Origin of the sequence: Pseudomonas ceruminis (genome assembly GCF_021602025.1) — a bacterium.
GTDB classification, from domain to species: Bacteria; Pseudomonadota; Gammaproteobacteria; order Pseudomonadales; family Pseudomonadaceae; genus Aquipseudomonas; species Aquipseudomonas ceruminis.
Map to the genome: position 1 here is coordinate 100,361 of NZ_BQHW01000011.1, position 26,265 is coordinate 126,625.

Genomic DNA, 26,265 nt, shown 5'->3' on the forward strand with positions numbered 1-26,265 from the left:
TTCTCCTGTTCAGACCGCACTGGCTTCGTCGCCGCCGCCCTGCCCTGCGCTGGCGGCAGCCTGGCGGGCACGCCAGGCCTGAGCCGGGCTGATGCCGTTGAGGTAGTAGTTGCCCAGTGCCTGCTCGCGGTAGATCGCCGGGTTGTGCGAGGCCAAGGTGCGGGCATTGCGCCAATGGCGGTCGAGCCGCCGGGCCGTGCTGGTGGCCGACGCACCGCCCACCTCGAAGAGCAGGGTGCTGGCTTCAAGCACCTGGGGCAGCACGATCTGCTGGGCCTGGAAGGTGTGGATTTCAGCGTCGGTGTAGAGCTGTTCGGGCACGTCCCCGGCCTGCCCGGCTTCGAATACGGCCTGCAGGCTCTGGCCCACCGCCGTGACCTGCGCCTCGGCGGCGAAGGCCAGGCTGGCCAGGCGGCCGATCACTGCTTGCACCAGCGGGTCTTCGGCCGGCTGCGACTGCCCCGGCACACCAAAGGCACGGGTGCGACCCTGAACGAAGGCCACGGCATCGGCCAGTACGGCGCGGGCAATGCCGGCCAGGGTGGCCAGGTGCACGGCCTGGTAGAACGCCGTGAGGTAAGACTCGGCACGCAGCTCGCCCTTGGCGAAGCGGCGCAGCACGTGGTCGGGCTGCACGCTCACCTGGGCAAAACGGGTGGTGCCGCTGCCGGTCAGGCGCTGGCCGAAACCATCCCAGTCGTCGAGCCGCTCTACCCCCGGCGCACCGGTGGGCACCGCCAGGCTGACGAAGTCATCGCCATGGTTGGCCACCGCTGCCACCCAATCGGCGTACAACGTGCCGGTGCAGTAGTACTTCTCGCCGTCCAGGCGGTAGCCGTCCTGCGTGTCGCTCAGCTGCACGGTGTTGCCGGTGCTGTCGCTGCGCTCGGCCATCGCCGCGCCCCACAGCTCACCGGCCACCACACGGGCGAACCAGTAGTCCTGGGACGCGGCATCGTTGGAAGCAAGCCGCCCTTCGACGAAGCCGAAGTGGGCGCGGAAAATCTGCGGCAGGTTGGAATCGGCTTGCCCAAGACGCACCAGTTGGCGCAACAGTTGCGCCAGGCTGGCACCAAGGCCGCCGTGGCTTTGCGGCACGCGCAAGGCGCCCAAACCAGCCTCGCGCAACCAGGCGACCGGCTCAAAGGCCAACGTGCGTTGCTGTTCACGGGCCACCGCGCCTTCGGCGATGCGGCGGTAGATCGGCGCGAAGCGGGCATCCAGTTCGGCGTCGGACACAGGGGTTTGACTCATCACGGTTCCTTCTCTTGAATTCAGCGGCGCGCAGTGCGCGGGTCGATGGCCTGGGTGAGCAGGTCCACCAGCAGGTTCACCAGCACATAGATCGCGGCCGCCAGTACGGTCACACCCAATACCAGTGGGATGTCCTTGTTGGCGGTGGCGTCGAGCATCAGCCGGCCGATGCCCTGGCGGCCGAACAGCAGTTCCAGCACCACTGCGCCGCCCAAAAGGCTGGCGAACACGTAGCCGGCCAGGGTCACCAATGGCACCAGCGCATGGCGCAAGGCATGGCGCAGGCGTACCGCGGTGTCGGACATACCGCGGGCGCGGGCCTGGGTGATGAAAGGTTGCTCCAGTACCTGCTCCAAGGACTGGCGCAGCACCTGGGCCAGCACCGCAGCAACCGGCAGCGCCAGGGCCAGGGTCGGCAATACCAGCGAGCGCCAGCCACGCGAGCCAGAGGGTGGCAGCAGGTGGAAGTAGAAGGCGAAGGCCAACAGCAGCACAGTGCCGATCACGAAGTTGGGCGTGGACGAGAGCACCAGCTCGATGCCCGAGACCCATGCCCGCAGGCGCCGGCCGCGATTGGCGGTCAACAATGCCGAGACCAGTGCGATCAGTACGGCCAGCACCGCCGCGCTGCTGGCCAGGGCCAGCGTTGCGCCGACCTGCTCGCCGATGGCCTGGCCCACCGGAATGCGCAACCGGTACGACTCGCCCAGATCGCCTTTGGCCAGGCGCGCCAGGTAGTGGCCGTATTGCAGCCACAGCGGCTGGTCAAGGCCATATTCGGCGCGCACCTGGGCGAGCATCTCGGGCGTTGGCATGGCATCCGGCCCTCCCAGGATCGCCAGCGCAGTATCCCCACCGCTGTGCTGCACGCCGAGGAACGTCAAGCTGGCCGCCGCCCACAACACGATCACGCCGTCGCGCAGGCGGCGCAGCAACGTTGTCAGCAGTTTCATGGTTGCTCCTTGGCCAGCCATACGCTGGTGAACAGAGGGACGTTGTGCGAGCCGTCGAACACCACCCCGCCGACGGCCGCCTTGCGGTAGGCCAGCAGCATCTGGCTCTCCACCGACGGCACGGCCGGCACGGTTTCGCCCAGGCGTTGCTGTGCCTGGCGATACAGCGTCCGGCGCTGTGCCGGGTCGTTGCTGCGCCGGGCGTCGCCAAGCAGCTGGTCCAGGCGTGCGTCGCGGAAATGGCCGGCGTTTTGCCCGAGCATCCGTGCGCTGGGGATCGACTGGCTGTGGTAGAGGATGTACAGGCCATCGGCAGTGTTGGTGTGCCAATACCCGCCGCCCAGGGCGTCGAAGTCTCCGGCGTAGCGCAGCTCCATCACCCGCGTGATGGGCAGCAGTTCGATGGCCAGGTCAAAGCCGACCTTGCGCAGGTCAGCCTGTGCCGCCACGGAGACATTGGCCGGGAACGCGGGGTTGTCATAAGTCAGCAAGGTTGCGCCAAGCCGCTGGCCATTGCGGGTGCGAAAGCCTTCGGCGTCGCGGCCGGTCCAGCCGGCTGCATCGAGCAGGCGGCCAGCTTCGGCCGGGTCGAAGGCCAGCGCATCGCGGGCCGACGGGTCGTAGCCAGGGGTGTTGACGGCAAGGAAGTCACCCTTGGCCAGGTATTGGCCAAAGCCGGAAATCCAGGCCAGGCCGTCGCGGTCGATGGCCTTGGCCACGGCCTGGCGCACGCGCACGTCATCGAATGGCACGCGCTCGACATTGAACGTGAGGCTACGCGCCGGGTTGCCCTTGCGGATACGGTTGCGCAGGGTCAGGGCGGGGTTGGCGCGAATGGCCGCAGCGTTCTGCGCCGGTGCGTCCAGGGCCATGTCGCTGTCGGCGGCCTCCAGCGAGGTATAGCGGATCATCGCCTCAGGCACGTAGCTCAGTTCGATGCGCTGCAGGTAGGCCTCGCCCGCATGATTGATCGCCGGCGGCGCCCAGTGGTAGCCGGCCCGTCGCTCGAAGCTGGCACTCTGCTCGCGCACCCAGTCGGTCAACACGAACGGCCCAGTACCGATGGGCTTGCTGGCGATGGTCCGGGGCGCCTCGAGGATCTGCCGTGGTGAGATCATCCCCAGCCAGGCTTGCGACAGGACGTCTAGGAACGGTGCATACGGTGTGCGCAGGGTCGCCTCGAACGTGTATTCATCCACCACCCTGCCCTGCAGATAGGGCGCGATGTAGGCGGCAGCCAGCGGCGACTTGGTTTTCGGGTCGCGCATGTGTTCCAGGTTGACCCGTACCGCCTCGGCATTGAAACGCTCCCCATCACTGAAGGTCACGTCATCGCGCAGGTGAAAGGTGTAGGTCAGGCCGTCGGCACTGATGTCCCAGCTTTTTGCCAGCCACGGTGTGAGGGTGCCGTCTTCGGCCTGGTACACCAGGCAATCGAAGAGGATGCGCCCCAGCCACTGGATGTTGCCGTGGGACAGTGCATGGATATCGAAACTGCCAGCATCGCTCGCGGCCGACACCCGCAAGGTACCGCCGCGCCGGCCGACGCCCTGCTCGACGAAGTCGCTGGCGGGGTAGCGCATCACCCCGTTGGCGACATACGTCGCCTCGCCTTTCAGGGTACTGGCGGTGTCCGGCGGGTTGGCCGGTGAGCAGGCGGCGAGCAGCAGCGCGCCGGCCAGTGCGCCGTGACGGATGAGGTGCCGCATCGGCCCGGCCATCAGAAACGGAACGCCACGCCGGTGGTCACCGAGAAGGCGTCCCCCGGATAGAAGTTCGCCGAATCTCGGCCGTTGGCGTTGTAGGCGGTGTTGGCCGCGCTGGTGTAGCGCTCGTCGGTGATGTTGCGCAGGTCGGCGAACACCTCCCACTTCTTGCTCGGCGCCTGGTAGCCGACCTTGGCGCCCCACAGCACATACGACGGTGCCTGCCAGGTGTTGGCGTAGTCGATGTAGTAGCTCGACGCGGCGCGCAGGTTGAGCGAGGCATAGAAGCCGCTGGCCTGGCGATAGGCCAGCTCGGCCTGGTACACCTGGCGCGGCAGGCTAGGCAACTCGTTGCCGCCGAACGTGTCGTCGTGGCGGTAGTGGAAGTCGTTGAGCGTGTATGCCTGGCGCAGGTCGAGGGTATCGCCGTTGGCACCGGCCCAGAGCAGTGCACTGAGCCCGGCTTCGATGCCCTGGTGGATAGTCGGGCTGGCGTTGGAGGTGGCGGTGAGTTGGTCTTGCGTGGCGCTGGCCTGGCGCACTACCACGGTCAGCAGCTCTTTTTGCACCCACGAGCGGTACAGGGTCAGGCTGCCGTCGAAGATGCCATGGCTGCCGCGTACACCGACCTCGAAGGTGGTGGCCTTCTGTGGCCGCACGTCATACAGGAACGGATTGCTGGTGCTGCCCAACTGCCAAGTCACCGGTGGGTCGATGCTACGGCTGACGTTGCTGAACACAGTGAATTCGGGGTTGATCTGGTAACGCAGGCCCAGGCGCGGGGCCAGATCGTTCTCCACGTACTCGACGCTGGTGGGGAAATGACTGGGGTTGGGAGTGGTCAGCGTGGTGCCTTCGATCTCGGCCTTGCGACGGATATTGATGAACGACAGGCCCGAGGACAGCCACAGGTCATCGGCCAGTTGCAACTCATTGGCGAAGGTCAGCACGGTGTCGCGCGAGCCGGTGTAGTTGGTTTCCTGAATTTTCGCGTCAGTGGCGCGGCTATGGGACTTCACATCGGCCAGGTAAGCACGGGTGTTGCTGAAGATGACGCTGCTCTCGCTGGGGAGGCCGAGGAAGCGGTCGCCGGTGCGCAGGTAGCGCAGGCTCAGGCTGATGTCCTTGGAGCGCCAGTCCTGCGGCGCCACGGCGTAGCGCCAACCATTGAGCAACGGGTAGTTGTTGTACGCGGCGCCCACCTCGAGCGTGTTGCCGTCATCGAAGGTGTAGGTGGTCTTGTTACCGATGAAGGTGGTGCCGTCCTTGCGCCGCCCAGTCGGTACCAGGTTGCTGCGCGGGTCATGCTTGAGCTGCTGGCGGGTCAGCGTGTTGCCATTGATCAACTGCTCTTCGCGGTACTTGAGGAACAGCCGCGTCTGGAGTTTGGGGCTGAACACATGGCCGAAGTTGGCGGCGATGCCACGGCCCTCGTTGCTGGCGTGGTCCTGATAACCGTCACGTTCGTTGTGCAGCACGTTGATGTAGTAGTCGCTGTCGCCCACCACACCGCCGGTGCTCAGCTGCTGCTTGCGGTACCCGTAGCTGCCCACTTCGAAACGGGCGTAGTTGCCCGGGTCGGTGCGCCCGGTCTTGCTGACCATGTTGATCGCCCCACCCAATGACAGTGCGGCGTACTGGTAGGCGTTGGCGCCGTAGAGCACTTCGGTGTGGTCCACCGCCTGCATGTCGAGGAAGTCTTCCTGGGTGCCGCCAGGGCCGGTTATCGGCAGGCCGTCGAAGAGGAACTTGGTGCCCAGCACGTAGCCTTGGTAGAAGGTGTTGAGGCCCGAGCCGCGGATCGAGATCTTGTTGGCGGCGGTGCCGCTGGTGCCTTGGGCGAAAACCCCTGGTTGCAAGGCCAGCACATCTTCGGCGTTGGCCGCACGGCCCTGCTCGACTTGGCGGTTGTCGACTACCGCGGTGTTGCCCGCCACCTTCTGCAGGCGCTTCTGGTCCTGCTGCGCGCCGGTGGCCGCCGCGCCGGTAACGGTCACAGTGTCCAGGGTGGATTCTGCTGCGCTCGCCACGGTTGGCCAGAGCAGTGTCAGTAACACCGGCAAGCTGGCGGCTGTGGCCAGATGATGACTGTATGGTCGAACTTTCGCACGCACTGCAAGTACTCCCTTTATATATAAGGCTGATATTCGCGCTACCTGCGAAGATCGCCGTAATGCTCTGCCAGGGATATTGCAGTTGTCGTGCCAGCCTTTTTCCGCCTTTTTACGGGTGTTTCCCCACGGTTCACTTTCGTCTGCCAAACAAACTGTTTAGCCAGTGTTGCAAGCACAACATCAGCGACGCCAAAACCCCCGTAGCAAGGGGCTTTCATTTGGTAATTTGCATATAACAACGACTGTTAGCAAACCAACAGCCGCACAACAAAAGTTGTTGCCCTGTTCACTGCCTTACTTAAAACACGCGACAAAACCCGCAACTTACGGCCGTATGCCAGCTGGCACAGAAACTGCTCTACCCTGCCCTGACAGGCCTGACTATTCCCATAGAGCGCCGAGGACCTACGATGACTTTCAAGGAATACAAAGATGCGTGCGATTCATCCTCATCCCTTGCGCCTGGCTATCCGCCACGCCGCCCTGGCCAGCGTGGCCACGGCCCTGCTGGCCCCGGTCACGGTGCTGGCCGCTGACCAGACCCTGGGCACGGTCACCGTGCAAGGCGCCAAGCAGACCCAAGTGCAACAGGCCGCCAGTGCCCTGGCCGAAGTCCCCGGTGGCACGAGCGTGGTCGACAGCGAAGAAGTGGCCAAGGGCCGCACCGCCACCCTGCAGGACACCTTGGGTTACCAGCCCGGTGTATTCGTGCAGAGCACCGGCGGCAACGATGCGGCAAAGATCTCGATCCGCGGCTCGGGTGCCAACACCTCGCCAGGCTATTTCCGCGAGGGCATCAAGTTTCTCTTCGACGGCCTGCCGCTGACGGGACCGGGCGGCACCCCCTACGAATTCCTCAATGCCAGTGGCGTCAACTACACCGAGATCCTGCGCGGGGGCAACGCCTTCCAATACGGAGCGTTGTCCCTGGGTGGCGCGGTGAACTTCGTCAACCACAGCGGCTACACTGCCCCCGGGCTGCGCGTGCGCGCTGAAGCTGGCAGTTACCACTACCAGAAGCAGAGCATCAGCTATGGCGGTGTGGAAGGTGACCTGGACTACTACCTGCAGGCCGACAACTACCGCAACGAAGGCTATCGCGACTACAGCCTGTCGAAGAGCTCCGGCATCGTTGCCAATGCCGGCTACCGCTTCAGCCCGAAACTTGAAACCCGTCTGCTGCTGCGCTACCGCGATGAAACCCACAACGACCCCAGCGCCACGACCCTGGACGCGGCCCTGCACCACAACCGCCGCGCCAGTGCCACTGCCGAAAGCAGCGGTGCCGGGGCCCGTCGCCCCGGTAGCATCTGGCTGGGCAGCAAGACCACGTACACCTTCGACGACGACGCGCGCCTGACCGTGGGCCTGTCGTACCACGACTACCGCCACACCAATAGCCCGCGCAGCCCGAGCAACCCCAGCTACTGGGACTGGCACGACCTCGGCCTGCTGTTGGGCTATGACCGCGTCGACACCTTGTTCGGCCATGAAAGCCGCAGCAACATTGCCTTCACCTCCACACAGCACCTGCGCGGCGGGGTGAACTCGGCCAACGACGACAAGGTGTCGCTGAAGAAGGTCAACTACAAGGGCTCTTTCGACCGCGTGATCGCACTGGGCAACGACCTCAACCTGGTCGACAACCTGTGGCTGACCAGCGGTGTGTCGTTCGTCAACGTGCGGCGCGACGTCGACATCGACTACGCGGTGAACCGCAACACCACCGCCTTCCCGCAGCATGTGGACTATGACAACTGGAGCGTCGCGCCGCGCATTGGCCTGCGCTATGAGTTCAGCCCGAACCTGCAGGTGTTCACCAACTTCAGCCGCAGCATCGACCCGCCCGCTTCATGGGAGTATTCCGGCTCTGGTCCAACCCTGCCGTACATCCGCCCGCTGGTGGAACAGAAGGGCAACACCTTCGAGGTCGGCATCAAGGGCTCGCATGGCATTTTCGATGGCAGCCTGGCGCTGTACCGCTCGTGGATCCACGACGAGTTGCTGAACGTGCAGATCATCCCCGCCACGTCCAACGCGGCGGCGGTCACCGGAGCGTTCAATGCCTCGCCGACCATCCACCAGGGTATCGAGGCCGGCCTTAACACCCGTCTGTGGGAAAACCCCCAGGGCGACCTGGTACGTTGGCGCCAGGTGTATACCTACAACGACTTCTATTACCGGCATGACGACACCTTCGGCGACAACCAACTGCCGGGGGTGCCCAAGCACATCTACCAGGGCGAACTGCAATACCAGGACCACAGCGGCTGGTACACCGGGGTGAATGTGCAGTCGGCATCGCGCACGGCGGTGGATTACGCCAACAGCCTGTATGCGCCGTCGTACACCATCTGGGGGGCGAACGTGGGCTACGAAGCGCCCAAGGGCAACTGGAAGGTTTCGCTGGACCTGAAGAACCTGGCCAACAAGGCCTACGTGACGGCGGTCTCGCCCGTGTACAACGCACAGGGGCAGGACACGGCGTCGTTCTGGCCGGGTGACGGGATCGGGGCGTACGTCGGCGTGGAGGTCCGCTACTGACCGCTGCGCAATTCGCGCTTGACCGAGGAAGGGCCGTGGTTGACGATCGGCTCTTCCCGGCAAAGGACCAACAGCATGTTACGGATATTAGGCAGAGCGTCTTCCATCAATGTGCGCAAGGTCTTGTGGGCGTGCACCGAGTTCGATGTCCCGTTCGAACGCGAAGACTGGGGCACAGGCTACCAGCCCACCGATACGCCTCAGTTCCTGGCACTGAACCCCAATGCCATGGTGCCAGTGGTCCAGGATGGCGACTTCACCCTGTGGGAGTCCAACACCATCATCCGCTACCTTGCCACACGCTACGGCGAGGCGGCCTTCTACCCGACCGAAGCACGCGCCAGGGCAGGCGTGGATCAGTGGATCGACTGGCAGGCCTCGGACCTGAACCGCTCGTGGAGCTACGCGTTCATGTCGCTGGTGCGCCATTCACCGGCCCACCAGGACCCTCAGGCCCTCGCCGAGGGGTGCGCACAGTGGTCGCATTACATGCACATACTTGACCGGCAATTGGCCCTGACCGGAGCCTATGTGGCCGGAGGGCGGTTCACCCTGGCCGACATCCCCATCGGCCTGTCGGTGAACCGCTGGTTCGAGACACCTTTGGAGCACCCGCCTCTGCCGGCTGTACGCGACTATTACGAGCGGCTGAGCGAGCGCCCGGGTTTTCTGGCCCATGGACGCAACGGCATGGCTTAAGCCGGTGAGGGCAATGCCGCGCTCGCAAATGAATTGACAGCCTACCTCCCACGCCCACAGCGATTTGCGTCAACGTTCAGACGTTGTCGCAAATCGCTGTGGCGTGGGCGCTGCAAATGAACGTGTTGCGGTGGTCTATGACAGTTGGCTTGCCAGTGCCTGGGGCCGAGCGCGCCAGGCAACGGTCAACACCAGACCCAGCCCTGCCATCAACGCCCCGGCCCAGGAAATCGCCGGATACCCCAGCCCGGCATTGATCACCGCTCCCCCCAGCGCAGCACCGATGGCATTGCCCAGGTTGAAGGCACCGATGTTCACCGCCGAAGCCAGGTTTGGCGCCTCTTTGGCAGCCTCCATCACACGCATCTGCAGCGGCGGTACCAGAGCAAAGCTGGCAGCACCCCAGACCAGAATCGCCACGGCCGTCGGCAGCGGCCAGCCCAGCAGCAGCGGGAACACCAGCAACACGGCGATCAGCACGGCCAGCGAGACAATCAACGTTCTGTCCACCGAGCGGTCCGCCGCCTTGCCGCCCCACACGTTGCCAAAGGTCAGGCCCACACCGAACAGCACCAGCATGGCCGTGATAAAGGTGGTAGAAGCCTGGGCCTCGCTGTGCAGGATTGGCGCGATATAGGTGAACACGGTGAACATCGCACTGGAACCAACCACCGTCAGCGCCAACGCCGACAGCACCGGCCCACGCCCCAGCACGCGGATTTCGGCCATGGCACCACCGCTTTCTGGCAGCGGCAGGTTGGGCAAGGCAAACCACAGCGCTGTCATCGTCACCAACCCCAGGCCGGCAATGCCCCAGAACGCGGTGCGCCAACCCAGCAGCTCACCAAACCAGGTGGCCAGCGGCACACCGCCGATGGTGGCCAGTGTCAGCCCCATGAACATGGCAGCGACCGCTCCGGCACGTTTCTCGGGGGGCACTACACTGGCCGCGACGATAGAGCCGACACCAAAAAACGCGCCGTGGTTGAGCGAGGTCACGACACGGGCGATCAGCAGGCTCTGGTAGTCAGTGGCCAGTGCCGACATCAGGTTGCCCAAGGTGAAGATGGCCATCAGCCCGATCAGCAGGTAACGCCGAGGGACCTTGCCGGTGGTCAAGGTCATCAGCGGGGCGCCGATCAGCACGCCGATCGCATAGGCACTGACCAGCAGGCCCGCTGCAGGGATCGATACGCCAAGGTCGTTGGCGATACTGGGCAACATGCCCATGGGGGCGAACTCGGTGACACCGATGCCGAAGGCACCGACGGCGAGTGCGACGAGAGGTGGATTGATGCGCATGGAAGTGCTCCTTATCTGTGCGTGGAATGCTACGATTCGCGCTTTGAAAGCACTAGACCGCTTTTCTGGCAACCACCTTTGCGCAAGGGGCACAAATGGATTACAACGGGCGATCCGGCGAGATGGAGATTTTTGCCAAGGTGGTGGATGAAGGCAGCCTGTCTGCTGCGGCGCGGGCGTTAGGCCTGACGCCTTCGGCGGTCAGCCGTATCATTGCGCGGACCGAACAGCGCCTGGGCACGCGCCTGCTGTTGCGCACCACACGGGCAATCAACCTCACAGCAGAGGGCGAGGCCTACCTGCGTGGCGCGCGGCGCATCCTTGCCGACATGGTCGAGGTCGAAGAGGCCATCACCGACCAGGGCGTGCCCAGAGGCCGATTAAGGGTCAGCGCAGCGCTTGGCCATGGCAGGCAGACAGTGGTGCCGCTGGTGGCCGCATTCAGCGCCCTTTACCCGCAGGTGCTGGTCGACCTGACGTTGAGTGACGAGATTGCCGACGTTCTCGGCGGTCAGGCCGATGTGGCCCTGCGCTTTGGCCACCTGCCAGACAGCTCGTTGAGCGCCCGCTACATTGGCGACACCGGTGGGGTGATCGTCGCCTCGCCCGAGTACCTGGCGCGTTGCGGCACACCGCAGGAGCCTGAAGACCTCGCCCGGCACAACTGCCTGCGCTTCAACTTCCGCCGTGCGGCACCCGACTGGCCGTTCCGCCGCGACGGGCAGGATTTTTCGCTGAAGGTCAACGGCAACATCGAATGCAGCAGCGGCGAGGCACTGGCCCAACTGACCAGGCTGGGGGCAGGCATCGCGCGGATCGGCATCTTCACCGTGGCCGAGGAGCTGAAAAGCGGCCAACTGGTGCCGGTGCTCGAAGCATTCAACCCCGGCGACCGCGAGCCGATCCACGCCGTGTTCGTGGGTGGCCCGGCGATGCCGGCGCGGGTACGGGTGTTCGTGGACTTCATGGTGCAGCACCATCAGGGCTGGCCGGCGGTGCAGGCCTAGGCCGCGCATTCATAAGGAACGTCTGCCTCTGCACAGCCTCCCACAGTAATGCAGAGCGAACGGCGCACTGCCCATTCACGCTTGGAGGACAGGCTCAGATGAAAAAGATCCTGATGGTGCTGACATCCCACGACCAATTGGGCGACACCGGCAAAAAAACCGGCTTCTGGCTGGAAGAGTTTGCCGCCCCCTACTACGTGTTTCTCGACGCCGACGCTGACGTCACCCTGGCCTCGCCCAAGGGCGGCCAGCCACCGCTGGACCCGAAAAGCGATGAGCCAGACGCCCAGACCGACGCGACCCGGCGCTTTCGCAGCGATAACGAAGCACAGATTACGCTGGCCGACACGGTACCGTTGGGTGAGGTCGACCCGTACGACTTCGACGCCGTGTTCTACCCCGGTGGCCATGGGCCGCTGTGGGACCTGGCCGAAGACAAGGATTCAAAAACGCTGCTCGAAGCCTTCTATGCCTCCAACAAACCGATTGCCGCGGTGTGCCATGCGCCGGGGGTACTGAAGCACGTCAAGGCACCCGATGGCCATCCGGTGGTCCAGGGCAAGAAAGTGACCGGGTTCGCCAACAGCGAAGAAGAAGCGGTCGGGCTGACCCAGGTGGTGCCATTTCTGGTCGAGGACATGCTCAAGCAGAACGGGGGTGACTATTCCAAAGCGGCGGACTGGGCAAGCTATGTCGTGGAGGATGGGCACCTGATCACCGGGCAAAACCCGGCATCGTCCGAGGCGGTGGCCAAGGCACTGCTCGACCGGCTGGCACAGGAGCCTGCATAGGCCAGCCCCTGCGGCAACGGGTTTGCCTGCGGTGGCAATGTCGGCCGCAGCCTTCGCGGGCAAACCCGCTGCCACAGGTACGGTGCTCACACACCGTCGGCGAATCTAGCGAAAGATCAACGAGTGGTGCACTGCCCCACCCGTGCGCGCACCGTCCCCCACCGCGATGGCCACATTACCTGCCGCCACGGCCGCATCCCCGCAGGCAAATACCCCAGGCACGCTGGTCTCGCGCATGGCATCCACCTTGATGAACGGCCCCATCGGACCATCCTCGAAGGCACACCCCAATCGCTCAGGCACCGGGCTGGCCATGCGTGTGCGGGGCTGGGTGAACAGCCCGGCAAGCTCGACCACACGGCCACTGGTCAGCCTCACATCGGCACCCTCACCCCCCACTGACACCACCCCCTCGCGCTCCACGTGCACATTGCGCTTGTGCAGCTGGGCCAATTGCTCGCCATCCGGCTCGAACACCCCATTGAGGAAGAAGGTCGTCGGCCCCCAGTCGGGCAACATCATCGCGTGGTGGATCGCCACCGGTGAAGCCGCCAGTACGCCTATCGGGCCGCCATCCAGTTCATAGCCGTGGCAATACGGGCAATGGAACACGCTCTGCCCCCAACGCTGCATCAGGCCGGGCACTGCCGGCAGCTCATCCACCACACCGGCGGCCAGCACCAGGCGCCGCCCGCCATACTGCTCACCGTTCGCGGTGGTGACCACGAACGCATCCACCGCGCCCGACGCGCAAACCGCCGATTGCGCACACCACTCCACCGTTGGATAAGCCAGCAATTGCGCACGGGCTTCGCCGGCGATGACGCCGGGGTTACGCCCATCCTGGCCGAGAAAGCCATGGGAGCTATGGGCAAAACGATTACGCCGCACACCGGCATCGATCACCAGCACCTTGCGGCGCGCACGCGCCAGCTGCAGGCCCGCAGAAATACCGGCATAGCTGCCCCCCACAATGATGACGTCGAACATGTGCTCATGTCTCCCAGGGCCTCGGGCCCATCCGATGAATTCACGACACAACGTAAGTTACATGATATGCGCAGGTCAATACTCTTGTAACCTTTGTTGTTTCGTGTGAGGCTGACGGTTCTCTCGACCTGGCTTCCCTCCCCCCATGAGAAACGACACCCGCTTGTCCCGCATGCTGCACGTGCTGATCCACATGGCCCGCCACGACAGACCGTCGACCTCGGAGACCATCGCGCAGATGCTCGGCACCAACCCGGTGGTGGTACGCAGGACCATGGCCCTGCTCAAGGAGCACGGCTATGTACGTTCGGAAAAAGGGCATCGCGGGGGGTGGACGCTGGCCAAACCGCTGGCGGATATCACCTTGCTGAACATCCACGAGGCGTTGGGTGGGGCCTCGATCTTTGCGATCGGGTTATCCACCGACCATCCGCAGTGCCTGGTGGAACAGGCCGTGAATGCAGCGTTGACCGACGCGTTCGAGGCGGCGCAGGCGCTGTTGCTGGAGCGCTTGGGGAGCGTGACACTGGAGCAATTGGCGGCAGATTTCGAGGGCCGATTCCAGGCGCTTTAGTGGCGGCCTTGTCGGGAGCGGGTTTCCCCGCTCTCAACGGTGGGGTGCTGGGTCACTGGGTGCGATCAACCTCAGCCTGCAAAATTGATCACCATGCGGCCCTTGATCTTGCCCTCGAGCATCTCATCGAAAATGTCGTTGATGTCTTCGATCGGGCGCAGCGTCACTTTCGGCACCACCTTGCCTTGTGCCGCGAATTCGAAGGCTTCGAGCAAGTCCTGACGCGTACCGACCAGCGACCCCACGACTTCGATGCCATCGAGCACCAGCCGTGGAATGTCCAGGCTCATGGCTTCAGACGGCAGCCCCACGGCCACCAACCGCCCACCGGCGCGCAGCGCATCCACCGCCGAGTTGAAGGCACTTTTCGATACCGCCGTGACCACGGCGGCATGCGCGCCGCCGGTCTTTTCCTGAATGATTTTCGCCACCTCCTCGCTGCGAGGGTTGAGCACCAGGTCGGCGCCCATCTCACGGGCGAACGCCAACTGTTCATCATTCACGTCAATCGCGATGACCCGGGCATTGAAGACATTCTTCGCGTACTGCAAGGCAAGGTTGCCTAGGCCACCCAGGCCATAAATGGCAATCCACTGGCCTGGGCGAATGTTGGACGATTTAACGGCCTTGTAGGTGGTCACCCCGGCACAGGTAATGCTGCTGGCCGCAGCCGAATCGAGGCCATCCGGCACTTTCACCGCATAGTCGGCCACCACGATGCAGGCCTCGGCCATGCCGCCATCGACGGTGTAGCCAGAGTTTCTGACCTCGCGGCACAGCGTCTCGTTGCCGCTGTTGCAGTACTCGCAGTGCCCGCACCCCTGGTAGAACCAGGCCACGCTGGCACGATCCCCTACCTTGAGCGACGTGACCCCCGGCCCTATCTGCTCGACCACGCCAATGCCCTCGTGACCGAGGATCACGCCGGTCTTGTCGCCGAAATCACCGTTCTTGACATGCAGGTCGGTGTGGCAGACGCCACAGCACTGCATCTTCAGCAAGGCCTCACCGTGCGCGAGCGGTCGGAGTGTTTTTTCCACCACTTCCACACGACGCCCTTTGGCAACAACTGCAGCTTTCATGAATACCTCCTTGTGAACCTGAGTGCTTGAGTGAATGCCCGGTCAGCTTAGCCGACGTACAGGGTACGCCAACCCATACAGCTGCAACCTGGGCGGATGAACGCTCTACCTACATCCAGCCAAGCCAGGACCAATAGGTACTGGCAAAGACCAGCAGTAATACATAACCGATCGCACTGACCCACAGCCCCACCCGGGCAAACTGCCGAGGCGTAAAGGTTTCGGTGCCGAGGCAAACCATGTTTTGCGGCGCGTTGATCGGCAGGATGAAGCCGAAACTGACGGCGAAACCCAGCATCATGCTCATGCCAACCCGGCTGAAGTCGCCTGGCAGCGTCTGCAGGACTGCGATCAGAATCGGTAACAGCGCCGAGGTGAGTGCGGTGGCACTGGCAAAGCCCAGGTGAATGACGATCAGGAACGCGCTGAGGATGGCAAAGACCCCCAACGTGCCGAGCGTGTCCAGGCCGGTATGCTCTACCACCTGTGCGCCCAGCCACTGCCCGGCGTGAGTACTGAGCAGCGCGCTGCCCAGGCTGATGCCTACGCCGAACACGATCACGGTCCCCCAGGGGATGCGCGCCTGCACATCCTTCCAGGTCATGACGCCAAAGCGTGGCAGCAGCAGGGTCACCAGCCCGGCATAGGTGGTGGTCGTGGTGTCGAATGGGTGCAACCGGCCTTCCGTTGCCCAAGCCAGCAACAGTACCAGCGAGACCCCGCCCAGGCGCTTCTGCGCTGCCGTCATCGGGCCAAGCGCCGCCAGGCTGCGAGTGACTCCGTCCATCCCCCCGGGCACGTTGTCGCTTTCGGGTGGCAACAGCTTCAACACCAGCGCCACCAGCACCAGTGACATGATCACCGCCCACGGCGCGCCGGCGATCAACCAGTCGATCCACGACACCCGTTCCCCGAGCATCTTGTCCATGAAACCAACGGTCAGCAGGTTCTGCGCCGCAGCGGTTTGGATCCCGACATTCCACACACTGGTGCCCTGGGCCACGATGATCATCAGGCCCGCGGCGATATTGGAGCGCAGCGGCACACCGAAGGCAGCGATCACCCCCATCATGATCGGCACCACACAGGCACTGCGCGCAGTCGCGCTGGGTACCACCAGGCTCAGCAGCACAATCACCAGCATGGCCCCCAGCAACACTCGCCGGGTGCTGGCGCCGACCTTGGTCAGGGTCACCAGTGCAATGCGCTTGTCCAGGCCGGTGTGGGTCATCGCCGCAGCAATGAACAACGCACCGACCACCAACGCCAATGCGGGGCTGGCGAAGCCGGCGAGTGCCATCGACACCCCGGCCGAAGACCCGTAGGTTTGCGCAGGGTCCGCCAGGGTCGGCGCCGTGCCCATGAGCACAGCCATCAGCGCGGTGATCATGATGGCGCTGGCCTCGTAGGACACCGCCTCGGTGACCCAGACCACCACTGCAAACGCCAGAATCGCCAGCATTCGCTGGCCAGCGACCGGCAGGGTTTCGGGCAGGGGCAGGAACAGCACGCCAAGCAAGGCCAGGCAGGCGAAGATCAGGCCCGGCGGGAAGCGTACGGGCGCAGAAGGGGGCGATTGCAGGGCATGATCCGTCATGGGCGCGTTCACCGGCGGGCTTGAAGGGCTCAGCATAGCGATAAAGCCAGCGACGAAAATTGCTTCAGGTCAGGCGATGAGAATTTAGCGCTCAGGCTGTCGCCAGCGATAACGCCCCTGTCGTCGTGTTAGGATCTGGCTCAGACGAAGGAAACCCGCCATGCCCTACCCCATCGAACAGAAACTCGTCGTTGGCGTCGCATCCAGTGCCCTGTTTGACCTGGCCGTCTCCGACGATATTTACCAGGCCGAGGGGGTCGAAGCCTACCGCCTGCACCAGGAAGCCAACCTGGACGTGCCGTTCCCCAAGGGCGTCGCCTTCCCGTTCATCCGCCGTTTCCTGAGCATCAACCAGGCCTTCCCCGCCCAGTTGCCGGTGGAGGTGGTGCTGCTGTCGCGCAACTCGCCCGAAACCGGCCTGCGGGTATTCCGCTCGATCGCCCACTACGGCCTGGACATCACCCGCGCAGCCTTCATGTCCGGCCGCTCGCCCTACGAGTACATCCCCGCTTTCAACGCGTCGCTGTTCCTCAGCGCCCACGAAGGGGACGTGCAGCGCGCCATCGACGCCAACTACCCCGCCGGGCTGGTACTGCCGAGCAAGATCTACGATGACGAAATCGATACCGAACTGCGGGTCGCTTTCGACTTCGATGGCGTGATCGCCGATGACGAAGCGGAAAGCGTGTACAAGCAGCGCCAGGACCTGAACGAATTCCAGGCTCACGAACACGCGCACAAAGCCGTCCCTCACCAGCCGGGGCCGTTGGCCGACCTGTACCGCAAGCTTTCGCTGATCCGCACGCTGGAAGACCAGAAGCTGGCGCAGGACCCGGCGTACAAACGCATCCTGCGCATCGCCATTGTCACCGCGCGCAATGCGCCTTCACATGAGCGGGTGGTGACTACCTTGAAGAATTGGGGGGTTTCGCCGGACGAGTCGTTCTTTCTGGGCGGCATGGAGAAAGACCGGGTGCTGTCGATTCTCAAGCCGCACATGTTCTTCGATGACCAGCGCAGCCACCTGATGTCGGCGGCGGGGGATCTGCCCATGGTGCATGTGCCGTTCGGCGTGGCGAACAAGCTGCCTGAACCGCGCCAGAGCGCGAGCGAACCTGTGGCAGCGGATTGCCCACCCGTTGATGAGGCCTAGCGACGCCATGCCCAGAGCGAGCAAAGTCACCGACCCGTCTTACGAGTTGATGGACGATCACGAGGGTCACTCGCTGATCTACCGCCAGCACGGTTTCCCCAGCCCCTTGGTGCGCTGGCATTTTCACAAGGAATACGAGCTTCACCTGATCGTCGCCAGTTCCGGCAAGGTGTTCATCGGCGATTACATCGGTAACTTCGCGCCTGACACGCTGTTCCTCACCGGCCCGAACCTGCCGCACAACTGGATCAGCCAGGTTGGCCCCGACGAGGTAGTGGGCAAGCGCGACATGCTGGTCAACTTCACCGACGAAGTGCTCGAGGACGGCAGCCAGGTGTTTTCCGAGCTCACTCAACTTGCCCCGCTGCTGGCCCGGGCGCGCTATGGCATCGAGTTCCGTGCCCCGGCGCTGATCGCCGAAAGCCGCCAGTTGCTGCAGCGTATTGCCGACAGCCGCGGCATGACCCGCCTGGGATACTTTTTTATCCTCATGGAGCAGCTCGCTGCCTGCGAGGATTACCAGCTGTTGTCCACCGTCACCTCCTCGCAGTTGGCCGACGAGCATAACGTCGAGCGCATCAACCGGGCGGTGGACTACATCTTCCAGCACTACGCCCAGGACCTGACCCAGAACGAAGTCGCCGAACACCTGGGCATGACCCCTACCTACTTCTCGCGCTTCTTCAAGCAGGCCGCGGGGCGCGGCTTTGTCGAGTTCGTCAACCGCCTGCGGGTCAGCAAATCCTGCGAATTACTGGCCAAAAGCGACCTGCCGGTGACGGAAGTCTGTTTCGAATCCGGTTTCAGCAACCTGTCGAACTTCAACCGGCGCTTCCAACAGCTCAAGGGCATGACCCCCTCCGGCTATCGCAGCCTGGTGACCCAGCGGCTGACCGAACAGAACCACCACTGACACCCACCCGCGCAAAAAAGTATCAGTCAAAGTGCAGGCGAGGCTTTGTCGGCATCGCCGTAGGGCGGTGTAATCGGCGGCGAGCGACACAAAAACAATAATGTCTTCCGCGCCGCCACCCGGCCCGGAAGGGGAGTTCACAGATGAACGACTCGATCAAGGCCTGCCTGGCCGCCGCCTGCCTCAGCCTGCCGCTGTACGCGCAGGCCGCTGAAACCCTGACCATCGCCACGGTCAACAACAACGACATGATCCGCATGCAGCGCCTGGCCAAGGTGTTCGAAGCGCAGCACCCGGAGATTGCGCTCAAGTGGGTCGTGCTCGAAGAAAACGTACTGCGTCAGCGCCTGACCACCGACATCGCCACCCAGGGCGGGCAGTTCGACGTGCTGACCATCGGCATGTACGAAGCCGCGCTGTGGGGCGCCAAGGGCTGGCTGGAACCCATGAAGGACCTGCCGGCCGACTACAACCTCGACGACGTGTTCCCCTCGGTACGCAATGGCCTGTCGGCGAACGGCACGCTGTACGCCCTACCCTTCTACGCCGAAGCTTCGATCACCTACTACCGCAAGGACCTGTTCCACAACGCCGGCCTGGAGATGCCCGAGCAGCCGAGTTGGACCCAGCTTGGCGAATTTGCCGCAAAACTCAACCACCCCGACCAGGGCCAGTACGGCATCTGCCTGCGCGGCAAGGCCGGCTGGGGCGAGAACATGGCGCTGATCGGCACCGTGGCCAATGCCTTCGGCGCGCGTTGGTTCAATGAGCAGTGGCAACCGGAATTCAACGGCAGCGAATGGAAGGACGCGCTGAACTTCTACGTCGATACCCTCAGGCAGTACGGCCCCCCTGGGGCGTCGAGCAACGGGTTCAACGAAAACCTTGCGCTGTTCAACAGCGGCAAGTGCGCGATGTGGGTTGATGCCAGCGTGGCCGGCTCATTTGTCACCGACAAGTCCCAGAGCAAGGTCGCCGACCAGGTCGGCTTCGCCTTCGCCCCCAAGCAGGTCACCGACAAGGGCGCGTCGTGGCTGTATTCCTGGGCGTTGGCGATCCCCACCAGCTCCAGGTCCAAGGACGCGGCGAAGGCCTTCAGCGCCTGGGCCACCTCCGAGGCCTACGGCAAGCTGGTGGCCGACAAGGAAGGTGTGGCCAACGTGCCACCGGGCACCCGCGCCTCGACCTACAGCGATGCATACCTTGCCGCCGCGCCATTCGCCAAGGTGACGCTGGAATCGCTCAAGCGCGTCGACCCCACTCACCCGACCCTCAAGCCTGTGCCCTATGTGGGTATCCAGCTGGTGACGATCCCCGAGTTCCAGGCCATCGGCACCCAGGTCGGCAAGCTGTTCTCCGCCGCGCTGACCGGACAGATGAAGGTCGACCAGGTGCTGGCCGCCGCACAGCAGTCCACCGAACGCGAGATGAAGCGCGCCGGTTACCCCAAGTAGCCCGCCCCTGGCCGTAACCGCGCCGTACCCCGGTGCGGTGGCGGCTTGCCGCTCGCCCTTTTTCGCTGCAAACGGAGTCGCCATGAACACTTCGGCCCTCGACACCCCAACCCTCGCCACCCCACGCACCGGCAAACGCCGCGTCGGCCCCGGCTGGTTCCTGGTCAGCCCTTCGGTGGCGCTGCTGCTGTTGTGGATGATCGTGCCCCTGGGTATGACCCTGTATTTTTCGTTGATCCGCTACAACCTGCTGTACCCCGGCGATAACCCCTTTGTGGGCCTGGAGAACTTTGCCTTTTTCGTCACCGACGCAGGTTTCCTGCCCGGCGCGTTGAACACCTTGACCCTGGTCGGCAGCGTGCTGGCGATCAGCGTGATCCTTGGCGTGCTCATCGCTGCGCTGCTGGAGGCCGGCGAGTTCTGGGGGCGCGGCGTGGTAAGGGTGCTGCTGATTTCGCCGTTCTTCATCATGCCGACGGTCAGCGCGCTGTTGTGGAAGAACCTGATCTTCCACCCGGTGTCGGGCATCCTCGCTGCCGTCTGGCGCCTGTTCGGCGCGCAACCGGTGGACTGGCTGGCGCACTATCCGCTGCTGTCGATCATCCTGATCGTCTCCTGGCAATGGCTACCTTTCGCCATCCTGATTCTGATGACCGCCATGCAGTCGCTGGACCAGGAGCAGAAGGAGGCCGCTCGCCTGGACGGCGCCGGGCCGCTGGCGATCTTCTGGCACCTGACCCTGCCCCACCTGGCCCGCCCCATTGCCGTGGTGGTGATGATCGAGACGATCTTCCTGCTGTCGGTGTTCGCCGAAATCTTCACCACCACCAGCGGCGGCCCCGGCTACGAGTCCACCAACCTCGCCTACCTGATCTACAACCAGGCGCTGCTGCAATTCGACGTGGGCATGGCCTCGGCCGGTGGGCTGATCGCCGTGCTGATCGCCAACATCGCCGCCATCGTGCTGGTACGGATGATCGGCAAGAACCTGACCGAGCGCAGCTAAGGAGCCCGCCATGCTGACACTCAAGCAAACCCGCCGCCTGCGCGATGCGCTGCTCGGCCTGCTGTGCTGGGGCATCGCCCTGGTGATCTTCTTCCCGATCTTCTGGATGCTGCTGACCAGCTTCAAGACCGAACTGGACGCCTTCGCCACGCCCCCGCAGGTGTTCTTCACGCCGACGCTAGAGAACTACCTGCACATCAATGCGCGCAGCGACTACTTCGCCTATGCCTGGAATTCGGTGCTAATCGCCTTCTCGGCGACGTTGCTGTGCATGCTCATCGCCGTGCCGGCGGCCTACTCCATGGCCTTCTTCGAGACCCGCCACACCAAGCGCACGCTGCTGTGGATGCTGTCGACCAAGATGCTGCCGCCGGTGGGCGTGCTGATGCCGGTCTACCTGCTGGCCAAGCAGTTCGGCCTGCTCGACTCGCGCCTGGCACTGATCATCGTCTACACCCTGATCAACCTGCCGATCGTGGTGTGGATGGTGTACACGTACTTCAAGGACATCCCCGTGGACATCCTAGAAGCCGCGCGCCTGGACGGTGCCGGCACCTGGCAGGAAATTGTCCGGGTCCTGCTGCCGATCGCCCGGGGCGGGTTGGCCTCGACGGTACTGTTGTCACTGATCCTGTGCTGGAACGAGGCATTCTGGTCGCTGAACCTGACCTCCGCAGCCGCCGCGCCGTTGACGGCATTGGTGGCCTCCTACTCAAGCCCCGAGGGGCTGTTCTGGGCCAAGCTCTCGGCCGTCTCGACCCTGGCCTGCGCGCCGATCCTGATTTTTGGCTGGATCAGCCAGAAGCAACTGGTGCGCGGCCTCTCGTTCGGGGCCGTCAAATGATGGCGCCTGTGCAGGCACGCCTGCCCCTCTGTGACCGCTCTCCCCAACCGCTTGGGCGGCGCTGGGGCAAGTGCCGCACCTCCATAGTTGCTGCTCAATCATCCTTATTCCCGGCCACCGCGGAGGACATTCCACATGGCTGACCTGAAGATCCGTAACCTGCACAAAGGCTTCGATGGCCACGCCATCATCAAAGGCATCGACCTGGACGTGCGCGACCGCGAGTTCGTGGTGTTCGTCGGCCCGTCCGGCTGCGGCAAGTCGACCCTGCTGCGGCTGATCGCCGGCCTCGAAGAGGTCAGCAGTGGCACCATCACCCTGGACGGCCTCGACATCACCGACACCGCCCCGGCCAAACGCGACCTGGCCATGGTGTTCCAGACCTATGCGCTGTACCCGCACATGACCGTGCGCAAGAACCTGTCGTTCGCCCTGGACCTGGCGGGGGTGAGCAAGCGCGAGGTGGCGGCCAAGGTCGACAACGCCGCCCGCATCCTCGAGCTGCAGCCGCTGCTCGAGCGCAAGCCGCGCCAGCTCTCCGGTGGCCAGCGCCAGCGGGTTGCAATTGGCCGGGCGATCGTGCGCAACCCGAAAATCTTCCTGTTCGACGAGCCGCTGTCCAACCTCGACGCCGCCCTGCGGGTGCAGATGCGCCTGGAACTGGCGCGCCTGCATCAGGAGCTGGCCGCCACCATGATCTACGTGACCCACGACCAGGTCGAGGCGATGACCCTGGCCGACAAGGTGGTGGTGCTCAACGGTGGGCGTATCGAGCAAGTCGGCTCGCCGCTGGAGCTGTATCACCACCCGGCCAACCTGTTCGTCGCAGGCTTTCTGGGCACGCCGAAGATGGGCTTCTTGCGCGGCCACCTGAGCCGCAACCAGGGCAACCAGTGCGAGGTCGCCCTGGAGTGCGGCGCACGTATCGGCCTGCCCCTGTGCGCAGGCACCCTGGCCACCGGCAGCCCGGTAACCCTGGGCATCCGCCCCGAGCACCTGAGCATCAACAGCGCCGACCAAGGGCAGCCCGGTGCGCTGCAGGTGATTGCCGACGTCAGCGAACGCCTGGGCAGCGACAGCTATTGCCATGTGCGCGCAGCCTCCGGGGAAATGCTCACCGTGCGTGTGCGCGGCGATTTCGCGCCGGGCTTTGGCCAGCCGCTGGAACTGGCTTTCGACCCAAGCCACTGCCACCTGTTCGACAGCAACGGCCAGGCCCTCGACAAACGACTGCAACAGGCGGCCTGAAGCCGCCGTCCAAGGATACCCAGGATGAAACTCAACACGCACAACCTCGGGCTGCTGGCGGCCACGGTCGCCCGCCCTACCTATGACCCGTCGCACTTGCGCCAGGGCATCGTGCACATCGGCGTCGGCGGCTTCCATCGGGCTCATCAGGCGGCCTACACCGACGCCCTGATAAACCGCGGCGAAGGCCTCGACTGGGCGATCTGCGGCGCCGGCCTGCGCAGCGAGGACCGCGCCATGCGCGACGCCCTGGCCGAACAGGATTACCTGTACACCCTGTTCGAGTTGGGCGATGCCCCCGGTACCGAGGTGCGGGTGATTGCCGCCCTCAACGGCATGCTGCTGGCCGAGGACGGCGCCCAAGCGCTGCTGGCCAAACTGGCCGAGCCCGGTATCCGCATCGTCTCGCTGACGATCACCGAAGGCGGCTACTGCATCGACGACAGCACCGGCGAGTTCCGCGCCGACCTGCCGCTGATCGAGCACGATCTGGCCAACCCACAGGCTCCGCGCAGCGTTTTCGGCTACCTCTGCGAAGCGCTGCGCCGTCGCCGCGAGGCGGGTACAGGGCCCTTTACCGTGATGTCCTGCGACAACCTTCCACACAACGGCGCGGTAGCGCGCAAGGCCCTGCTGGCCTTCGCCCACCTGCTCGACCACGACCTGGCGCAGTGGATAGACGGCCACGTCAGCTTCCCCAACGCCATGGTCGACCGTATCACCCCGATGACCAGCCCAGCCCACCGTCAGCAACTGCTTGAGCGCCATGGCGTGGAGGATGCCTGGCCAGTGGTGTGCGAGCCGTTCCTGCAGTGGGTGGTGGAAGACAAGTTCGTTGCCGGGCGCCCAGCCTGGGAGAAGGTTGGCGTGCAGTTCACCGACGACGTCACACCCTATGAAGCGATGAAGATCAAACTGCTCAACGGCAGCCACCTGGCGCTGACTTACCTGGGCTTCTTGCAGGGTTACCGCTTTGTCCACGAAACCCTTGAGGACCCGCTGCTGCGCCGCTACATGCGCACCTTCATGGACCTGGACGTGACCCCGCAGCTCGCCCCGGTGCCGGGGATCGATCTGGCGCGTTACAAGGACAGCCTTACCGAACGCTTCGCCAACCGTGCCATCGCCGACCAACTGGAGCGGGTGTGCTCGGACGGCTCTTCGAAGTTCCCCAAGTTCATCGTGCCCACCGCCAACCGCCTGATCGCCGACGGCCAAGCGCTGGACCGCGTGGCCCTGGTGGTGGCGGCCTGGGCCGTTTACCTGCGCGGGGTGGACGAAAACGGTACGGCCTACGCCGTCCCCGATCCACGCGCCGCAGACTGCCAGGCGCGGGTGGTGCAACGCGACGGCCTGGCCGCCCGGGTGCTGGGCGACGAGGCGATCTTCGGCACCGCCATTCCCACGTCCAAGGCTTTCGTCAGCGCCTTCGAGCGCCAGTACGACAGCTTGCGCGAAGTAGGCGTGAGTGAAACCCTGCGCCGAGTCCTCGGCGGCTGACCTGGAGCGCGACAACATGGACGGACTGTTCCTCGGCATCGACTGCGGCACCCAAGGCACCAAGGCCTTGTTGCTGAACGCCGGCAGCGGCCAGGTGCTGGGCCTGGGCAGCGCCGCCCATGCGCCCCCGCACGGCCGCGATGGCCGCCGCGAGCAGGCCCCGGCCGACTGGCTGGCCGCCCTGCGCACAGCGGTGGCCGGTGCCCTTCACCAGGCCGGCGTCGATGGCCATGCGATCCGTGCACTGGCGGTGTCCGGCCAGCAACATGGTTTGGTGATGCTCGACGCCCAAGGCCAGGTGCTGCGCCCGGCCAAGCTCTGGTGCGACACCGAGACCGCGCCTGAGAACCAGGAACTGCTCGACGCACTCGGTGGTGCACAAGGCTCGCTCGAACGGCTGGGGCTGGTGATCGCACCGGGTTACACCGTGTCCAAGCTGCTGTGGAGCAAGCGCCATTTCCCCGCGCTGTTCGCGCGCCTGGCCCACATCCTGCTGCCGCACGACTACCTCAATTACTGGCTGACCGGCCGCGCCTGCAGTGAGCTTGGCGATGCCTCCGGCACCGGCTATTTCGACGTGCGCCGCAGAACCTGGGCGCCCGACGTGCTGCAACACATCGAGCCGGGCGAGCACCTGGTGGCGGCGCTGCCCGAACTGCTCGCCCCCGGTGAGTGCGTCGGTACGTTACGCGAACACGCGGCGGCGGCCCTCGGTCTGAGCCCACAGGCCTGGGTGGCCAGCGGCGGCGGCGACAACATGCTCGGTGCCATTGGCACGGGTAACATCGCCCCGGGCATGATCACCCTGAGCCTGGGCACCTCCGGCACACTGGCGGCCTATGCCGATCATGCCCAGGTCAGCCCCCAAGGCGAAGTGGCGACCTTCTGCGCCTCCAGTGGCGGCTGGTTGCCGCTGATCTGCACCATGAATTTGACCAGCGCCTGCGCCCTGGTACGCGACCTGCTGGCGCTGGACCTGGCGCAATTCACCGCCCTCGCCGACCAAGCCCCGATCGGCGCCGATGGCCTGCTGATGCTGCCGTTCTTCGAGGGCGAGCGCGTACCGGCACTGCCCAACGCCAGTGCCAGCCTGCACGGCATGACCAGTACCAACCTGACCCGTGCCAACCTCTGCCGCGCCGTGCTCGAAGGTACTTGCTTGAGCCTGCGCTACGGCCTGGACCTGCTGCGTGCCGGCGGCCTGCAGGGCAGCGAAATTCGCCTGGTCGGCGGCGCGGCGAAAAGCCCACTGTGGCGCCAGGTGCTCGCCGACCTGCTCGGCCTACCGGTGGTCTGCCCCCGGCAGACCGAAGCCGCGGCGCTGGGGGCGGCTATCCAGGCGGCCTGGAGCCTGGGCCGCCAGCTCGGCCAGGGCGACAGTCTTCAGGCACTGTGTCAGCGCTGCGTGGACCTCGACCCCACTACCCGCACGCAGCCCCGCCCGGCGCAACAGGCCGCGTACGAGGCCGTCTATCAACGCTACCGGGAACAGCTGCCAGTGCGGTGATCGCCGGCAACTGCCCTCATTTTTTTG

At 64.6% G+C, this 26,265-nt stretch carries 21 protein-coding genes; 13 read left to right on the plus strand and 8 right to left on the minus strand.

From position 1 onward, the window contains the following. Positions 1-9 precede the first annotated feature (9 nt). The 4 genes from L6D80_RS14795 to L6D80_RS14810 are packed head-to-tail and all read right to left on the minus strand — an operon-like array spanning position 10 to position 6,027. The gene (locus L6D80_RS14795) at positions 10-1,254 is read right to left on the minus strand and encodes an acyl-CoA dehydrogenase family protein (protein WP_176512694.1); all 1,245 of its coding nucleotides are present in this window, start codon (positions 1,252-1,254) and stop codon (positions 10-12) included. 20 nt (positions 1,255-1,274) lie between these two features. Continuing rightward, on the minus strand, positions 1,275-2,207 hold the full coding sequence (locus L6D80_RS14800) for an ABC transporter permease (RefSeq protein ID WP_176512695.1): 933 nt from the start codon (positions 2,205-2,207) through the stop codon (positions 1,275-1,277). Then, a complete protein-coding gene (locus tag L6D80_RS14805) occupies positions 2,204-3,916 on the minus strand; it encodes an ABC transporter substrate-binding protein (RefSeq protein WP_176512696.1) in 1,713 nt (570 codons plus the stop codon). The genes L6D80_RS14800 and L6D80_RS14805 overlap by 4 nt, the downstream gene beginning before the upstream one ends. 11 nt (positions 3,917-3,927) lie before the next feature. Beyond that, positions 3,928-6,027 carry a TonB-dependent receptor family protein gene (locus tag L6D80_RS14810; RefSeq protein ID WP_176512697.1) on the minus strand — a complete coding sequence of 700 codons (2,100 nt, stop codon included), beginning with the start codon at positions 6,025-6,027 and terminating at the stop codon, positions 3,928-3,930. A gap of 432 nt (positions 6,028-6,459) precedes the next feature. Here L6D80_RS14810 and L6D80_RS14815 point away from each other — a divergent pair, with 432 nt between their 5' ends. Both L6D80_RS14815 and L6D80_RS14820 read left to right on the plus strand, forming a co-directional pair. Further along, positions 6,460-8,571 carry a TonB-dependent receptor family protein gene (locus L6D80_RS14815; RefSeq protein WP_176512698.1) on the plus strand — a complete coding sequence of 704 codons (2,112 nt, stop codon included), beginning with the start codon at positions 6,460-6,462 and terminating at the stop codon, positions 8,569-8,571. 75 nt (positions 8,572-8,646) lie between these two features. Further along, positions 8,647-9,270 (plus strand): glutathione S-transferase family protein, encoded by a 624-nt coding sequence (locus tag L6D80_RS14820; RefSeq protein ID WP_176512699.1) that lies wholly within the window; start codon positions 8,647-8,649, stop codon positions 9,268-9,270. Between the two features lie 135 nt (positions 9,271-9,405). Here the strand turns inward: L6D80_RS14820 and L6D80_RS14825 are convergent, their stop codons facing one another. Beyond that, positions 9,406-10,572: an MFS transporter gene (locus L6D80_RS14825; protein WP_054901769.1), complete on the minus strand. Its 1,167-nt coding sequence runs from the start codon at positions 10,570-10,572 to the stop codon at positions 9,406-9,408. Between the two features lie 95 nt (positions 10,573-10,667). Between L6D80_RS14825 and L6D80_RS14830 the strand changes: the two genes are divergently transcribed. Together L6D80_RS14830 and L6D80_RS14835 are read left to right on the plus strand one after the other, a co-directional pair. Further along, positions 10,668-11,579: a LysR family transcriptional regulator gene (locus L6D80_RS14830; protein ID WP_176512700.1), complete on the plus strand. Its 912-nt coding sequence runs from the start codon at positions 10,668-10,670 to the stop codon at positions 11,577-11,579. Positions 11,580-11,677: 98 nt separating this feature from the next. Next, complete coding sequence (locus tag L6D80_RS14835) at positions 11,678-12,370, plus strand: type 1 glutamine amidotransferase domain-containing protein (protein ID WP_054901767.1); 693 nt, start codon at positions 11,678-11,680, stop codon at positions 12,368-12,370. A 105-nt stretch (positions 12,371-12,475) separates the two neighbouring features. On the opposite strand, the gene L6D80_RS14840 is transcribed toward L6D80_RS14835, so the two are convergent. After that, complete coding sequence (locus L6D80_RS14840) at positions 12,476-13,360, minus strand: NAD(P)/FAD-dependent oxidoreductase (RefSeq protein WP_176512701.1); 885 nt, start codon at positions 13,358-13,360, stop codon at positions 12,476-12,478. Positions 13,361-13,505: 145 nt separating this feature from the next. On the opposite strand from L6D80_RS14840, the gene L6D80_RS14845 reads away from it, so the two are divergent. After that, a complete protein-coding gene (locus L6D80_RS14845) occupies positions 13,506-13,934 on the plus strand; it encodes an Rrf2 family transcriptional regulator (protein ID WP_054901765.1) in 429 nt (142 codons plus the stop codon). Between the two features lie 71 nt (positions 13,935-14,005). Here L6D80_RS14845 and adhP read toward each other — a convergent pair whose 3' ends face one another. After that, a complete protein-coding gene (gene adhP / locus L6D80_RS14850; protein ID WP_176512702.1) occupies positions 14,006-15,016 on the minus strand; it encodes an alcohol dehydrogenase AdhP in 1,011 nt (336 codons plus the stop codon). Positions 15,017-15,125: 109 nt separating this feature from the next. Further along, positions 15,126-16,613, minus strand: a complete 1,488-nt coding sequence (locus L6D80_RS14855; protein WP_156358085.1) for a DASS family sodium-coupled anion symporter — start codon at positions 16,611-16,613, stop codon at positions 15,126-15,128. Positions 16,614-16,773: 160 nt separating this feature from the next. Here L6D80_RS14855 and L6D80_RS14860 point away from each other — a divergent pair, with 160 nt between their 5' ends. The 8 genes from L6D80_RS14860 (at position 16,774) to xylB (ending at position 26,238) form a co-directional block, all read left to right on the plus strand. Then, a complete protein-coding gene (locus tag L6D80_RS14860; protein ID WP_176512704.1) occupies positions 16,774-17,766 on the plus strand; it encodes a 5'-nucleotidase in 993 nt (330 codons plus the stop codon). 7 nt (positions 17,767-17,773) lie between these two features. Then, positions 17,774-18,679, plus strand: a complete 906-nt coding sequence (locus L6D80_RS14865) for an AraC family transcriptional regulator (RefSeq protein ID WP_054901762.1) — start codon at positions 17,774-17,776, stop codon at positions 18,677-18,679. Positions 18,680-18,822: 143 nt separating this feature from the next. Then, positions 18,823-20,133, plus strand: a complete 1,311-nt coding sequence (locus L6D80_RS14870) for an ABC transporter substrate-binding protein (RefSeq protein ID WP_176512705.1) — start codon at positions 18,823-18,825, stop codon at positions 20,131-20,133. A gap of 82 nt (positions 20,134-20,215) precedes the next feature. After that, the gene (locus tag L6D80_RS14875; protein WP_176512706.1) at positions 20,216-21,139 is read left to right on the plus strand and encodes a carbohydrate ABC transporter permease; all 924 of its coding nucleotides are present in this window, start codon (positions 20,216-20,218) and stop codon (positions 21,137-21,139) included. Between the two features lie 10 nt (positions 21,140-21,149). Next, a complete protein-coding gene (locus tag L6D80_RS14880; protein WP_176512707.1) occupies positions 21,150-21,983 on the plus strand; it encodes a carbohydrate ABC transporter permease in 834 nt (277 codons plus the stop codon). A 135-nt stretch (positions 21,984-22,118) separates the two neighbouring features. Continuing rightward, complete coding sequence (locus L6D80_RS14885; RefSeq protein WP_176512708.1) at positions 22,119-23,231, plus strand: ABC transporter ATP-binding protein; 1,113 nt, start codon at positions 22,119-22,121, stop codon at positions 23,229-23,231. A gap of 24 nt (positions 23,232-23,255) precedes the next feature. Further along, positions 23,256-24,731 (plus strand): mannitol dehydrogenase family protein, encoded by a 1,476-nt coding sequence (locus L6D80_RS14890; protein WP_176512709.1) that lies wholly within the window; start codon positions 23,256-23,258, stop codon positions 24,729-24,731. 16 nt (positions 24,732-24,747) lie between these two features. Next, positions 24,748-26,238 carry a xylulokinase gene (xylB, locus tag L6D80_RS14895; protein ID WP_176512737.1) on the plus strand — a complete coding sequence of 497 codons (1,491 nt, stop codon included), beginning with the start codon at positions 24,748-24,750 and terminating at the stop codon, positions 26,236-26,238. Positions 26,239-26,265: the final 27 nt, after the last annotated feature.

Bases quoted from the DNA above. Each gene is read 5' to 3' on its own strand.
- L6D80_RS14890 (WP_176512709.1), top strand. From the start codon at position 23,256: ATGAAACTCAACACGCACAACCTCGGGCTGCTGGCGGCCACGGTCGCC.
- L6D80_RS14825 (WP_054901769.1), bottom strand. From the start codon at position 10,572: ATGCGCATCAATCCACCTCTCGTCGCACTCGCCGTCGGTGCCTTCGGC.
- L6D80_RS14835 (WP_054901767.1), top strand. From the start codon at position 11,678: ATGAAAAAGATCCTGATGGTGCTGACATCCCACGACCAATTGGGCGAC.
- L6D80_RS14820 (WP_176512699.1), top strand. From the start codon at position 8,647: ATGTTACGGATATTAGGCAGAGCGTCTTCCATCAATGTGCGCAAGGTC.
- L6D80_RS14870 (WP_176512705.1), top strand. From the start codon at position 18,823: ATGAACGACTCGATCAAGGCCTGCCTGGCCGCCGCCTGCCTCAGCCTG.
- L6D80_RS14865 (WP_054901762.1), top strand. From the start codon at position 17,774: ATGCCCAGAGCGAGCAAAGTCACCGACCCGTCTTACGAGTTGATGGAC.
- xylB (WP_176512737.1), top strand. From the start codon at position 24,748: ATGGACGGACTGTTCCTCGGCATCGACTGCGGCACCCAAGGCACCAAG.
- adhP (WP_176512702.1), bottom strand. From the start codon at position 15,016: ATGAAAGCTGCAGTTGTTGCCAAAGGGCGTCGTGTGGAAGTGGTGGAA.
- L6D80_RS14845 (WP_054901765.1), top strand. From the start codon at position 13,506: ATGAGAAACGACACCCGCTTGTCCCGCATGCTGCACGTGCTGATCCAC.
- L6D80_RS14795 (WP_176512694.1), bottom strand. From the start codon at position 1,254: ATGAGTCAAACCCCTGTGTCCGACGCCGAACTGGATGCCCGCTTCGCG.
- L6D80_RS14800 (WP_176512695.1), bottom strand. From the start codon at position 2,207: ATGAAACTGCTGACAACGTTGCTGCGCCGCCTGCGCGACGGCGTGATC.
- L6D80_RS14855 (WP_156358085.1), bottom strand. From the start codon at position 16,613: ATGACGGATCATGCCCTGCAATCGCCCCCTTCTGCGCCCGTACGCTTC.
- L6D80_RS14860 (WP_176512704.1), top strand. From the start codon at position 16,774: ATGCCCTACCCCATCGAACAGAAACTCGTCGTTGGCGTCGCATCCAGT.
- L6D80_RS14805 (WP_176512696.1), bottom strand. From the start codon at position 3,916: ATGCGGCACCTCATCCGTCACGGCGCACTGGCCGGCGCGCTGCTGCTC.
- L6D80_RS14880 (WP_176512707.1), top strand. From the start codon at position 21,150: ATGCTGACACTCAAGCAAACCCGCCGCCTGCGCGATGCGCTGCTCGGC.
- L6D80_RS14830 (WP_176512700.1), top strand. From the start codon at position 10,668: ATGGATTACAACGGGCGATCCGGCGAGATGGAGATTTTTGCCAAGGTG.
- L6D80_RS14815 (WP_176512698.1), top strand. From the start codon at position 6,460: ATGCGTGCGATTCATCCTCATCCCTTGCGCCTGGCTATCCGCCACGCC.
- L6D80_RS14875 (WP_176512706.1), top strand. From the start codon at position 20,216: ATGAACACTTCGGCCCTCGACACCCCAACCCTCGCCACCCCACGCACC.
- L6D80_RS14840 (WP_176512701.1), bottom strand. From the start codon at position 13,360: ATGTTCGACGTCATCATTGTGGGGGGCAGCTATGCCGGTATTTCTGCG.
- L6D80_RS14885 (WP_176512708.1), top strand. From the start codon at position 22,119: ATGGCTGACCTGAAGATCCGTAACCTGCACAAAGGCTTCGATGGCCAC.